The organism is Burkholderia sp. Ac-20345 (assembly GCF_017104825.1).
Lineage (GTDB): Bacteria > Pseudomonadota > Gammaproteobacteria > Burkholderiales > Burkholderiaceae > Burkholderia > Burkholderia lata_B.
In genome coordinates this window covers 1-12,132 of record NZ_JAAGPO010000260.1, presented here as the reverse complement: position 1 = coordinate 12,132, position 12,132 = coordinate 1, and the positions used below count along the sequence as shown (strand labels likewise).

Annotated in this window: 12 protein-coding genes and 1 pseudogene; 11 read left to right on the top strand and 2 right to left on the bottom strand. The window is 66.8% G+C overall.

Annotated features, from left to right (window positions below):
• From G3O06_RS43170 to G3O06_RS43120, 11 genes and pseudogenes are all read left to right on the top strand, one after another.
• Positions 1-88, top strand: a pseudogene (locus tag G3O06_RS43170) (electron transfer flavoprotein subunit beta/FixA family protein); the annotation flags it as partial.
• Positions 89-104: 16 nt separating this feature from the next.
• Entirely contained in the window at positions 105-1,079 is a 975-nt protein-coding gene (locus G3O06_RS43165) for an FAD-binding protein (protein ID WP_205819746.1), read from the top strand.
• Between the two features lie 45 nt (positions 1,080-1,124).
• Positions 1,125-1,448 (top strand): hypothetical protein, encoded by a 324-nt coding sequence (locus tag G3O06_RS49425; protein WP_226220197.1) that lies wholly within the window; start codon positions 1,125-1,127, stop codon positions 1,446-1,448.
• Between the two features lie 351 nt (positions 1,449-1,799).
• Complete coding sequence (locus G3O06_RS43155; protein ID WP_174973777.1) at positions 1,800-2,342, top strand: hypothetical protein; 543 nt, start codon at positions 1,800-1,802, stop codon at positions 2,340-2,342.
• 392 nt (positions 2,343-2,734) lie between these two features.
• Positions 2,735-3,511, top strand: coding sequence for a hypothetical protein (locus G3O06_RS43150; protein ID WP_205819745.1), 777 nt, complete (start codon positions 2,735-2,737; stop codon positions 3,509-3,511).
• A 124-nt stretch (positions 3,512-3,635) separates the two neighbouring features.
• The gene (locus G3O06_RS43145; RefSeq protein WP_205819744.1) at positions 3,636-4,244 is read left to right on the top strand and encodes a hypothetical protein; all 609 of its coding nucleotides are present in this window, start codon (positions 3,636-3,638) and stop codon (positions 4,242-4,244) included.
• A gap of 78 nt (positions 4,245-4,322) precedes the next feature.
• Positions 4,323-4,865, top strand: coding sequence for a CbrC family protein (locus G3O06_RS43140; protein ID WP_205819743.1), 543 nt, complete (start codon positions 4,323-4,325; stop codon positions 4,863-4,865).
• 64 nt (positions 4,866-4,929) lie between these two features.
• A complete protein-coding gene (locus G3O06_RS43135) occupies positions 4,930-6,180 on the top strand; it encodes a DNA repair exonuclease (RefSeq protein WP_205819742.1) in 1,251 nt (416 codons plus the stop codon).
• 3 nt (positions 6,181-6,183) lie between these two features.
• Positions 6,184-9,654: a YhaN family protein gene (locus tag G3O06_RS43130; RefSeq protein ID WP_205819741.1), complete on the top strand. Its 3,471-nt coding sequence runs from the start codon at positions 6,184-6,186 to the stop codon at positions 9,652-9,654.
• Positions 9,655-9,775: 121 nt separating this feature from the next.
• Positions 9,776-10,300 carry an HD domain-containing protein gene (locus tag G3O06_RS43125; RefSeq protein ID WP_021161966.1) on the top strand — a complete coding sequence of 175 codons (525 nt, stop codon included), beginning with the start codon at positions 9,776-9,778 and terminating at the stop codon, positions 10,298-10,300.
• Positions 10,301-10,309: 9 nt separating this feature from the next.
• Positions 10,310-10,996: a DUF429 domain-containing protein gene (locus G3O06_RS43120; protein ID WP_205819740.1), complete on the top strand. Its 687-nt coding sequence runs from the start codon at positions 10,310-10,312 to the stop codon at positions 10,994-10,996.
• A gap of 176 nt (positions 10,997-11,172) precedes the next feature.
• Here the strand turns inward: G3O06_RS43120 and G3O06_RS43115 are convergent, their stop codons facing one another.
• Positions 11,173-11,643 (bottom strand): ATPase, encoded by a 471-nt coding sequence (locus tag G3O06_RS43115; protein ID WP_174973765.1) that lies wholly within the window; start codon positions 11,641-11,643, stop codon positions 11,173-11,175.
• A 221-nt stretch (positions 11,644-11,864) separates the two neighbouring features.
• Positions 11,865-12,132, bottom strand: a 268-nt coding sequence (locus tag G3O06_RS43110; RefSeq protein ID WP_205819739.1) for a hypothetical protein, incomplete at its 5' end; no start/stop codon positions are given.

Genomic DNA, 12,132 nt, shown 5'->3' with positions numbered 1-12,132 from the left:
CGAGCCGCCGAAGCGCGCAGCCGGCGTGAAGGTGCCGGACGTGAAGACGCTGGTCGAGAAGCTGAAGACCGAAGCCAAGGTGCTGTAAGAGGGAGCGGAAAGAAATGACGATTCTGGTGATTGCAGAGTACGACGCCCTGAAGGAAGCCCCCTTGGGGGGCAACGCGTCGATCAAGGCCGCGACGCTGAACACGGTGGCGGCGGCAGCCGAGGTTGGCAAATTCGTCGGCGGCGATATCCACGTGCTGGTCGCGGGCCACAACGCGCAAGGCGCAGCCGACGCGGCGGCGAAGATCGCCGGTGTGTCGAAGGTGCTGCTGGCCGATGCGCCGCAGCTGGCGGACGGTTTGGCCGAGAACGTCGAAGCGACGGTGATGAGCGTCGCGATCGGCTACTCGCACATCGTTGTGCCGGCTACGGCCTACGGCAAGAACATTGCGCCGCGCATTGCCGCGAAGCTGGACGTCGCACAGATCTCCGAGATCACGGCGGTGGTGTCGGCCGATACGTTCGAGCGCCCGATCTACGCGGGCAACGCGATCGCGACGGTGCAGTCGAGCGATCCGATCAAGGTCATCACGGTGCGTGCGACGGGTTTCGATCCGGTGGCGGCCGAAGGCGGCAGCGCAGCGGTCGAGAAGATCGAAGCGGCAGCCGATGCCGGCAAGTCGCAGTTCGTGAGCCGTGAAGTGACGAAGCTGGACCGTCCTGAGCTCACCAGCGCGAAGATCATCGTGTCGGGCGGCCGTGGCCTGGGCAGCGGCGAGAACTTCGCGTTGGTGCTGGAGCCGCTGGCGGACAAGCTGTCGGCTGCTCTGGGCGCCTCGCGCGCGGCAGTCGACGCCGGCTACGTGCCGAACGACTACCAGGTCGGCCAGACCGGCAAGATCGTCGCACCGCAGCTGTACGTCGCGGTCGGCATCTCGGGTGCCATTCAGCACCTGGCCGGGATGAAGGATTCGAAGGTGATCGTCGCGATCAACAAGGATCCGGAAGCACCGATCTTCAGCGTGGCCGACTACGGCCTCGTCGGCGATCTGTTCTCGGAGATCCCTGAACTGGCGGCGCAACTGGCGTAACGGAATTTTTGCGAGGCCTGCTTGCTGGTGATGTGCGGATCCGGGATGACGAATATGGGCGCGATGGAACGAGTTCGCTTCGATGCTGCGGTGGCGGCCAATGCTGAAGATGCGTCAATCTGGCGTTGGTTTTCTGTGCTGCTCGAGGAACGCAGAATTCGATGGCGTTACATGTTTGACAGCTGGGTCGTGAACGTCGACCGTGCCCACGTCGCAACCGAGCAGAACTTTGACGATGCGATACGTGCCGCCAAGCTGGCTGCGGAGCAACTGGGGCTCGGGGCGGCCGATGCGCACTTGTCTGGGGGGAAGTGGCGTGGAGCAACGGAAACCGGGTCGCGTCGGCAACATGCAGGCAGAAGCAGCTGAGCTGAATCGGAAAGACGGAAGCTCGCCAAAGGCGCGGGCTTTCGAACAGGCAGGCCGACGACGATGTATGTCGAGCGGCCGCATCGCCATCCCGGGGCGACCTGTACCGCATGTCACCGGATTCACGCCCGCTCACCGGCAAATATGCGATTCATCCCGCCGCAATCCCGCGATTGTCAAACTATGTGAGTCAATCGTCAGCATTTGCAACTGAAGTAACAGTCCCCGCAAATCAATCGATTTGCGCGTTCGCGCCGCTACATTAGCTCCACCTGCCGCACGTCGCGGCGAGGCATGCGACAAGCCGCACGAAGGCGGCCCGCAGCAACAACGTCTTTGGGGAGAATGACCATGAACAAGATTCGTACGATTCTGGTGGGTGCTGCACTGACGGCGATGGCGACTTCGGCTGCGTTCGCACAGACGGCCCAGACCGGTGCCCAGGGTTCCGCAGGTGTCGGCGCGCAGGTTCAGACGCCGCTGCTCGGCGGCGGCGTGGGCGTGCAGGCTGGCGCCGGCGCGAATGCGGCAGGCTCGGGTTCGGGCGCGGGCAATGTTGTTGGCGGCGCGCTGAACGGCGTCGGCAAGACGGTCGGCGGTGTCGGCTCGGCAGCCGGCAACGCGGTCGGTGGCGCGACGCAGGCGGTCGGTTCGGCAGCGGGCACGGCGAAGGATGCCGCGGCATCGGCCGTCCACTCGACGAAAGCGCACGTGAAGCACGTCGCAGGCACGGCAAAGAGCCACGCGCAAGGCGCGGTGTCGACGGCGGGCGACGTTGCCGGCGGCGCGAAGGCGAAGGCCGGTGAGGCGCTCGAAGGCGCGACGAACTCGGTGCAGGGCGGCGCATCGGTCGGCGTGAAGGGTTCGGCGTCGGCGCAAGGCGGCGCGCTGTAAGCATCACGCTTCCCGACACGGCCCGGCCCGCTTCGATGCGGGCCGGGCCGTTTCTATTGGCGCGCGCGGCGCGCCGTTCATCCCATCCTCGATACGGGGATGCGTCGAATGCGTCGACGTTCGCCACCGATCCGGCGACGCGACGCGCGCGGGCGCCTTGCCTGATGCACGCCGGCACGGGCCCGCAACGGGCGGCGAGCGCACTTTCTGCCCCCTGCCCATTGCCCGCCCGCCATGCTTAAATAGTGGGGCTCCCGATTGCCGGGCCGCCGCGATCGCGGCGCCGGCCGATACGGGCCAGCATGTCCGATCGACATCGTGACGACAGACGACACCAAAACGCCGTTCCGGCCAGCCCGGCGCGGCCCGATAACATTCCGAGGCATCACGTCATGACCATCCTGTTCCGTCTTCTCGCGCTCGCCTGCGCACTCTGGCTGGCCGCCTGCGCGGCGCCGCCCCCGCCCCCACCGTCCGCCAGCACTGGCGCGTCCGCCGCCGCACCGGACGCCAGTGAACGCCGAGGGCTCGGCACGGCGTGGGGTGAGTCGGTGCGATCCGAAACCCGCCAGGTTGATTTCGAACGCGCGGATCCGGCGAAGCCGACGGATCTCGCGTCGGTCTACTACAACGATGCATTGCCCGGGCACCTGCCTGCGTCCCAGGTTCGCCGGTTGCCGACCCGCGTCGCGCTCGCCAACGGCGACATCGCGCTGTCGTTCACGGACGAAAAGGGCGCGCCGCTGCGTCTCGCGCGCAGCGACGGCCGCTGGCACATGGCGGGCGTCGAAGGTTCGCGCTACGTGATCGTGCTGCGCAACCAGGGGCGCCGTACGTTCGAGGTCGTGTCGAGCGTCGACGGGCTCGACGTGCTGTCGGGGCGGCCGGGCAGCTATACGAACGGCGGCTACGTGCTGTATCCGGGCCGCACGCTGACGATCGAAGGTTTCCGCAAGAGCCGCGACGAAGTCGCCGCGTTCCGCTTCGCGGCGGTACCCGACAGCTATGTCGCGAACTCGAAGTACGGCGATGCCGCGAACGTCGGCGTGATCGGCGTCGCGGTGTTCGCGCAGAAGGGGAACGACGAGGAAGCGCTGCGCCGCAACGCGAATCCGTTCCCCGGCAATGACAACGGCTATGCACCGCCGCCGGTACCGCGCGGCGAGTGACGGCACGTCGTGGATTGGCCGCGTGCGTCGTGACGAACGATGCACGCGAGGCGATCCTGAAATGGGCCTGCCCGTACGGCGGGCCGACGCATACGATGAACTTCACGACAATCCTGCGCGATTCATGCGGACACGAATCAGCCCGACGAAATCGATTGCGTTGAAACTGGCGGCACTGGCGTTGCTGGTCTCGAATGCCGCCGTTGCCTTCGCCGAAACGCCGGCACCTGAATCGGTGCGGCTCGCCAACGGTCACGAGATCGTATGGGCGAGTCCGAGGTTGTTCGACGTCGATACAGCCCGCCACAAGAAATCGGCACTGATCGTGCCGGCCGCGCTCCGCCGCATATTGGCTGATGCATCGAGCGTCGCGTTCCCGTCGGACCGTTCGAAACGGATCGACGGCAACGACTATCTGCTGGTCGTCGTCAACCGATCGTCGAACAGCCGCCCGACCGGATATTGCGGCGCGGGCGAAGAAGGGGCGCTGTACGTGCTGGAACTGCGCGGTGCCCGTGCCGTGCCGCGGTTCTCGCTGCCGGTTCAAAGCTGCGTCGACTCCGTTTCGCTCGAAACCGATGGTGGCGCGCAATCACCCTACCTGGCGATCGCGTGGCGCGACGACCCGGCCAGCGTCGACATCCGGTGGGAATATCTCGCGCATGGCGGTGCAACGCATCGCGTCTATCGTTTCGCGAACGGCACGTTTGTCGAGGCCGAGGTTCCGCGGTAACGTGGCCGGGCTGCGGCACAATGGCCGTTCGAATTCGTATCGTGAGCTTGCCGGCCATCCGGTCCGACGGAGAACATCGTGTCGCTACCCGCTTTCAGGTACCATCCCGACCCGCTCGCAACGGGCAGCGTGATTCGCTCGGATGCGCGCTGCGCATGTTGCGGCGATGTACGCGGTTACGTGTACACCGGCCCCGTGTATGCGCTCGACGAGTATGAGCAATGCATCTGCCCGTGGTGCATCGCCGACGGTGCGGCGCACGCGCGGCTCGATGCAGCTTTTACCGACACGTATGGCATTGGCGGCGGCGAATGGGACGAAGTGCCCGACGCGGTTGTCGACGAAATCGCCTGCCGCACGCCGGGCTTTCAGGGCTGGCAGCAGGAGCGGTGGTGGACGCATTGCGGCGATGGCGCGCAGTTCATCGGTCGTGCGGGCGCCGGCGAACTGAGCGCGCTCGGCCCGCAGGCCGTTGCGTCGATTCGGGAATCGACCGGACTCGACGAGGGCACCGAGTGGGAGCGCTTCTTCGCCGCGCTCGACAAGGACGGCTCGCCGACAGCGTATATGTTTCGCTGCATCCATTGCGGCGAATTCGGCGGCTACCAGGATTGCGACTGATGGCCTGGCTGGTGGTATCGCACGGCGATCGCAGGCCCCATCGTCATGAAACAGAGGAATCTTCGTGAAGTTCATCCACGCGGCAGACATACACCTTGACAGCCCGTTGCACGGCCTGAGCGCGTATCCCGACGCGCCGGCCGCGCAGTTGCGCAACGCGTCGCGCGAGGCGCTGCGGCAGCTCGTGGATCGTGCGATCGAAGAGGAAGTCGCGTTCCTCGTGATCGCCGGCGACCTGTACGACGGCGACTGGAAGGACCACAACACGGGCATCTTCTTCGGCCAGCAGATGGGGCGCTTGCGCAAGGCCGGCATCCGCGCGTTCGTCCTCGGCGGCAACCACGATGCCGAAAGCGAGATGACGAAGAAGCTGACGCTGCCCGACAACGTCACCGTGTTCGGCCACCGCAAGGCGGAAACCCACAAGCTGCCCGAATTCGACGTTGCGCTGCACGGCCAGAGCTTCAAGGACAAGGCTGTCGTCGACAATCTCGCGATCGGCTATCCGGACCCGGTGCCCGGTTACTACAACATCGGCGTGCTGCACACGGCGCTCGAAGGCAATACGGTGCACGCGAACTATGCGCCGTGCACGCTGGCCGAACTCCACGCGAAAGGCTACGACTACTGGGCGCTCGGCCACGTGCACGAATTCCAGCAATGGTCGGGGTCGTCCACGGTGGTGTTTCCCGGCAACCTGCAGGGGCGCCATATCCGCGAGACGGGCCGCCGCGGCGCGGTGCTCGTGACGGTCGAGCAGGGCCGCACGCAGGTCGAGCGCCTGTATCTCGACGTGCTGCGCTGGGAAGCCGTGTCGGTCGACGCGTCCGATTGCTTGACGGTTGCCGACCTGTCGAGAAAGATCGGCCAGTCGCTGGAAGCGCTGCTGACCGTCGACGGCCATGTGCCGCGCGCGGTGCGCGTGACGGTCACCGGGCGTACGCCCGCGCATGGCCTCTTTTTCGGCCGCGCGCCGCAGTTGCGCGCGGAGGTGCTGAACCAGATCGGCATCATTGGCAACGAGCGGCTGTGGCTCGAGAAGGTCCGGCTCGCGACGTCCGCGGCCGATCATCAGCCGGGCGAAAGCGAGCAGCTTGAAGCGCTGGAGGACCTGAAGCAGATCCTGGCCGACGCCGCGCGCGATCCGGATTTCCTCGAACTGCTCGAACGCGACCTGAAGCCGTTCGTCGGCAAGGTGCGCAGCGACGTGAAGGAAGAAGTGCCGTTGTTGGCGATGGCGCGTGCGGGCGAGCTCACGGCACTCGTCGAACAGGTCGGGCCGGCGTTGCTCGCGCGTCTGGCGAGGGGGGAGTAAGCGATGCGGATCAACCAGCTCGATCTGATCAAGTACGGCAAGTTCACCGACGAGACGCTGCGGTTCCCGTCGGCCGGCGAGGATTTCCATGTGATCGTGGGGCCGAACGAGGCCGGCAAGTCGACGATCCGCACGGCCGTGTCGGAGTTGCTGTTCGGGATGAAGCTGCAGACGCCGCTCGATTTCCTGCACAGCACGCCCGAACTGCGGATCGGCGGCGTGCTCGAGAGCGGCACGGGCGAACTCGCGTTCCACCGTGCGCGCGGGCGCAGCCCGTTGCGCACGCCCGCCGACGACAAGCTGCCCGACGACTTTCTGGCCGCCGTCCTCGACGGCGCCACGCGTGAATTCTTCGAGCAGATGTTCGGGCTCGATCACGGGCGTCTGGTCGACGGCGGCCGGAGCATTCTCGACGCATCCGACAAGCTCGGCCAGGTGCTGTTCGAATCGGCTGCCGGCGTCGGCAGTCTCGGGCCGGTGCGGGAAGAACTTGATGCGCGTTCGGTCGAGCTGTGGGCGCCGCGTCGCAGCGGCAGCGCGTTTGCGCTCGCCGAAACGTCGTTCAACGAAGCCGTGACCGAACTGAAGACGGTCCAGGTGCGCACGCGCGACTGGGTCGATCGGAAGGACGCGCGCGAGGCGGTCGAACAGCAGATCGAGCAGGCACGCGCGGAACAGCGCCGGCTCGAAGCGCTGCGCTCGAAGCTGGAACGCGTGCGACGGCTGGCACCGTATCTCAAGGAACTGACGGTCAAGGACGCGGCGCTGGCGGAACTGGGCGCGGTCGTCGAGTTGCCGCCCACCGCGTATGCGGATCTGCTGAAAGCGCAGGGCGATCTTGCGGCCGAACAGAAGGTGCTCGAGGAGCGGCGTGCCGACCTGCTCGCGAAACGGCAGGCGCGCGATGCGATCGACGCCGACGCCGACACGCTGGCGCTCGAAGCCGACATCGAAGCGCTTGATCGGCTGCGCGGCACGTGCATGAATCACGCGCAGGATCTGCTGCTGCTCGGCGCGGATGTCGAGCGTCACCTGTCCGCCGCATTTGCAGCGGCCGGCCAGCTCGGCTGGCCGACGGACGAAGCGTCGCTGCGCGCGTCGCTGCCGACGGCACTGTCGCTGAAGACCGTTGCAAACCTGTTGCGTGAACACGGCGCGCTGCACCAGGCGCTGGCCGGCGCGCGCGAATCGCTCGACGAGCGCACGCGCGAGCTTGCGCAGGTGCAGGAACAACAGGCGCGCCTGTCGACCGTCGATGTGCCGGAAGCGCTGCGTGCGGCGCTGGCCGACGCGCAGGGCTTTCGCAACAGCGGCCAGCGCGAGCAGGCACTCGAACATGAAATCGCCGCTGCCGAACGCACGCTGTCCGGTGCACTCGATGCACTCGGCCAGTGGCGCATGCCGGTCGACACGCTGCGTGCGCTCGACGTGCCGTCGGCGGCGCGGCTCGGCGCGCTGCTGAAGGAAGACAGCGAACGCGCGAGCACGGCCGCTGCCGCACGCGACGCGCGGGACGGCGCGCTCGAAGAACTCGAGCGCCTCGAACTGCAGGAGAAGCACTTCGCGGAGAACCACAAGGTCGTCACGACCGCCGACGTGCTGGCGGCGCGGGCGCGGCGCGACGGCGCGTGGGGCGATATCCGCAGCGGCGCGGTCGATCTCGTCACGGGCGCACCTGCGGTCGACGACGCGATTCGCCTGGCGGACGAACTCGTCGATGCGCAGCTCGGCGCGACGCAGGCGGCGGCGACGTTGCAGTCGCTGCGTCAGCAGGTTGAATCCGCGCATGCCGGTGTGGCGCGCAGGCAAGCCGCGCTGGACGAGCGCGAGCGTGAGCTCGCGGCGCATCGCGACGCATGGGTCGCGCTCGCGGCGACGGCCGCGGTGCCCGGCATGCCGCTGGCAGCGATGGGCGACTGGCTTGCGAAGCGCGACACGGTGTTCGCCGCGCAGGCCGATCTCGACAGGCAGCGCCGCGAGTTCGACACGATTCGCGCCGCACGGGCGGGTGCCGAAACCGCGTTGCGCGCGGCGCTGCGCGCCGTGTCGCGAGGCGGTGAGTCGGACGGTCTGGCGGCGCTCGTCGCGATCGCCGAGACCTTTGTACAGTCGGCCGAGAAAGCGCTCGCGCAGCAGGACAGCCTCGAGGATCGCGCGCGGGAAGCCGAACGCGGATGCGCGACGGCGCAGTTGCGCGCCGGCCACGCACAGACGGCCTACGATGCGTGGCACGCGCAATGGCGCGCCGCGCTGGCCGATGCCAAGCTGTCCGCGAGCGCGGCGACGCTGGCCGCGGCGGAAGGTGCGCTCGGGCTCGCCAACGCGGTGACGGCCGAACTCGCCGATGCCGACGCGCCGCGCAACCGGATTGCCGCGATCCGCGCGGAGCTGGCCGCGCTCGAGGCTGGCGCAAGGCGGCTTGCCGAAGCGCTCGCGCCGGAATGGTTGACGAGCGGCGACTGGCCGGACGTCGCGCGCCGGCTGACGATGCGCCTCTCGGCTGCCAGGGAAATTGCGCGTGCGATCGAACGTGCCGACGAAGCAGTGCGGCAGGCCGACGGCAAGGTCGCGGACGCGGCCGCCGCGGTGGCCGGTGCCGATGCGCGCGTCCAGCCGCTGCTGCAGCTGGCCGGCGTAGCGTCGATCGATGCGGCGCTGCCGCTGGCCGAACGCTCGGATCGCCAGCGCCAGCTTCGGCAGGCGGTCGATGCCGCGCACGAGGCGCTGGTGCGCGATGGCGACGGCCTGTCCCGGTCCGCCGTCGAAGCGGAAGTCGCGGAGCAGGACATCGCCGACGTACCGGCGCACCTCGAAGCGGTGAAGCAGTCGCTCGGCGATGCCGGCAAGCGGCTGAACGAGCTTTCACAGCAGCAGGTCGTGGCCGATCAGGCGTTCGGCGCGATCGACGGCCAGGCGAACGCGGCCGTTGCCGAGTCGAAACGGCAGGAAGCGCTGGCGGCGATGGGCGATGCCGCCGAACAGTATCTGGAGGCGGCCACGGCGAGCCGGTTGCTGAAGTGGGCGACGGATCGCTATCGTGATCAGAAGCAGGGGCCGATGCTCAGGCGCGCGGGCGAGATTTTCGCGGGGCTTACGCTGGGCGAATTCGCGCGGCTGACCGTCGATACCGAACGGACGCCGCCCGCACTGTATGCGCGGCGGACGAAAGGCGCATCGGTCGAGGTCGCCGGGTTGAGCGAAGGAACGCGTGACCAGTTGTTCCTCGCGCTGCGGATCGCGGCGCTGGAGCTGCAGCTCGGCAGCCGGACCGCGTTGCCGTTCGTGGCCGACGACTTGTTCATCAACTTCGACGATGCGCGCGCGAAGGCGGGCCTCGATGCGCTGCGCGATCTGTCGACGCGAACCCAGGTGCTGTTCCTGACGCACCACGACCACCTGCTGCCGCTCGTGAGGGACGTATTCGGCGCGCGGGTCAACGTGGTCGAGCTGCAGCGCGCGCCGGTGGGGGCGTGATGCGGTGCGTGCGGGGATGCCGGCGCACGGGCGGGGTCATCGCGTACAGGTAGTATGTGCTGTTCCGAAATGCCTGCGGCCGGTCCTGCCGGTCGTGGGTCTGGCCACACGAGGGGGGAATATGAAAAAGCTGGTAGCCGCCATTGCGTTCGCGGCGGACAAGCATCGCAATCAGCGGCGCAAGGATGAAGAAGCGTCGCCGTACATCAATCATCCGATCGCGCTTGCGGATGTGCTGGCCAACGAGGCCGGCGTCGAGGACGAGCGCGTGATCGTCGCGGCCGTGCTGCACGACACGGTCGAGGATACCGAGACGACCGAGCAGGAACTGCTGCGGCTGTTCGGCAAGGACGTGGCGGACATCGTGATGGAAGTCACTGACGACAAATCATTGCCGAAGGAGGAGCGCAAGCGCTTGCAGGTCGAGCATGCGGCGACCATCAGCCGGCGCGCGAAGCTCGTGAAGCTGGCCGACAAGATCTGCAACCTGCGCGACATCGCGCGGCACCCGCCCGCGGACTGGCCGCTCGAGCGCAAGCAGGCGTATTTCGACTGGGCGAAGTCGGTCGTCGATCCGATGCGCGGCGTGCACCCCGGTCTCGAGGCGATCTTCGACGCCGCGTACGACGCACGGCCCGCGGACTGAGGCGCCCGCATGCGATCAGCCCGATCCATCGGATCCGCCGCGCGGCAATCGCCGGTCGTGGCGGGTGTCGATGTAGGCGGTGAAAAGAAGCAATGCGATCTCGTGATCCTGCGCGGACCGACGGTCGTCTGCCGCGAGGAGCGGATCGCGCCCGAGGCGGTGCCTGCGCTGTGTCTCGCCCATGACGTCGTGGCCGTCGGCGTCGACGCACCGAGCCTGTGGTGGACGGGCAGCGGGCGCCGGGCTGCCGAACAGGCGCTCGCGCGCGAACGGATTTCATGCTTTCCGACGCCGTCGCGGGAGCAGGCGGTCGCGAGCACGTCAGGCTTCTTCGACTGGATGTTCATGGGGGAGCGCGTCTACCGCGCGCTCGCGGATGCCTATCCGCTGCTGAACGGCGCGCGCTATGCGGGCGGACGCGCGAGCTTCGAAACCTATCCTTATGCGATTACCTGCGCGATGCTGGGCAAGGACGTTGCATCGGCGAAGCAGAAACGCAACCAGCGCCGGCAATTGCTGGAGCGACTGGGGATCGACGTGTCGACGCTGAAGTCCGTCGATGCGCGAGACGCAACCCTTTGCGCGTTGACGGCGCAATACGTCATCGACGGGAATGCGCACGCGTATGGCGATGCGGAGGGCGGATATATCCGCGTGCCGATCGTGAGCGAGACGATCGTTCTCGACACACTGTAGTTGCGTCGCGCGGCCCGGGCGAGGGGCGCAGAGAAACGGTGAGCTTTTTCGGGAGGGGTGTGGCCTGCGTGACGACGAAGGCGTCAGGCTGCGACTGCCGGCCGGCAAGCAAGCATCGGGATGGCTGGCGCACACGGCATGACGCCGGTGCGCGATGCGATCCCGAGCGGCGCTGCTCAATCCTCGAGGATGGCTTTCGGCACGCTGGCCAGATCGCAGGCTTGCGCCTGTTCGAAGTAGCCTTCGGCATCGTCGATCATCACGACTGCGACGTCGATCAGCTCGTCGAGCCGTTGCAGCAGCGATTCACGCCACTCGAAGTCTTCGTCGCGCTCGGGCGTCTTGTCCAGTTGCTCGATGATCGAGTCGGCCGTCTGCAGGAAAGGAATCGCCTGCTGATAGTTTTCGATCGAGACCATCGCTGCGTTGCGCGCGCCGACGAGTCGCTCGCGGTGCTCGTCCGCCAGTTCGGATTCGCCGCTGATTCGCGGCAATACATCCGAGATGCGTTGCAGCAGCGGCGGAGCCTGTTCTTCCAGGATGATGGCGCGCTCGCGCAGCGCTGCATATTCGTCGCGAAGGTCGGCGTCGTCGGGTTGAGTGGTGCTGTCCATCGTGGATATGAGTGCGTGGTTCGGTCGCGGCATGATACTCGACCGCACCCGATTCCTTGCCCGTTCCGCGAACGCCTATATAGAGGGGTGTTCGATATACGTCATATCAATGAATGACGGCATCGCGTTGCGATGCGTGGCCGGTCGAGCCCGAAGCCCCCGTGCGCGTCAGCGCACGGGGGCTTTTTCAAAATATTTTCACAAAGGGGCTTGCGTAGTTGGAGGTGGGTGCTTAGAATCACGCCTCTTTCGCGCTAACGGAAACGCAGCGCGGAAGAGGGAAGCAGGGTTGGCGATGTGCTGAAGTCTGAAGCGCGCAGCTGGCCTGGAAGTTGAGCCCCGCAGTCGCAACGATGTAGTGAAAAAAGTTGTTGACGATCTGCGAAACACGGTTCATAATCTCGCTTCTCTGCTGCTGAAAACGCAGCGCTGCTGAGAAACACGAAGTTCCTCGCAGAATGCTCTTTAAAAATTAACAGCCGATAAGTGTGGGCGCTTGATGGAAGCGAGCTGATCCTCGGA

Excerpts from the sequence above, each read along its gene's own strand:
- G3O06_RS43165 (WP_205819746.1), top strand. The coding sequence starts at position 105 with ATGACGATTCTGGTGATTGCAGAGTACGACGCCCTGAAGGAAGCCCCC.
- G3O06_RS43145 (WP_205819744.1), top strand. The coding sequence starts at position 3,636 with ATGCGGACACGAATCAGCCCGACGAAATCGATTGCGTTGAAACTGGCG.
- G3O06_RS43150 (WP_205819745.1), top strand. The coding sequence starts at position 2,735 with ATGACCATCCTGTTCCGTCTTCTCGCGCTCGCCTGCGCACTCTGGCTG.
- G3O06_RS43115 (WP_174973765.1), bottom strand. The coding sequence starts at position 11,643 with ATGCCGCGACCGAACCACGCACTCATATCCACGATGGACAGCACCACT.
- G3O06_RS43120 (WP_205819740.1), top strand. The coding sequence starts at position 10,310 with ATGCGATCAGCCCGATCCATCGGATCCGCCGCGCGGCAATCGCCGGTC.
- G3O06_RS49425 (WP_226220197.1), top strand. The coding sequence starts at position 1,125 with ATGACGAATATGGGCGCGATGGAACGAGTTCGCTTCGATGCTGCGGTG.
- G3O06_RS43125 (WP_021161966.1), top strand. The coding sequence starts at position 9,776 with ATGAAAAAGCTGGTAGCCGCCATTGCGTTCGCGGCGGACAAGCATCGC.
- G3O06_RS43155 (WP_174973777.1), top strand. The coding sequence starts at position 1,800 with ATGAACAAGATTCGTACGATTCTGGTGGGTGCTGCACTGACGGCGATG.
- G3O06_RS43130 (WP_205819741.1), top strand. The coding sequence starts at position 6,184 with ATGCGGATCAACCAGCTCGATCTGATCAAGTACGGCAAGTTCACCGAC.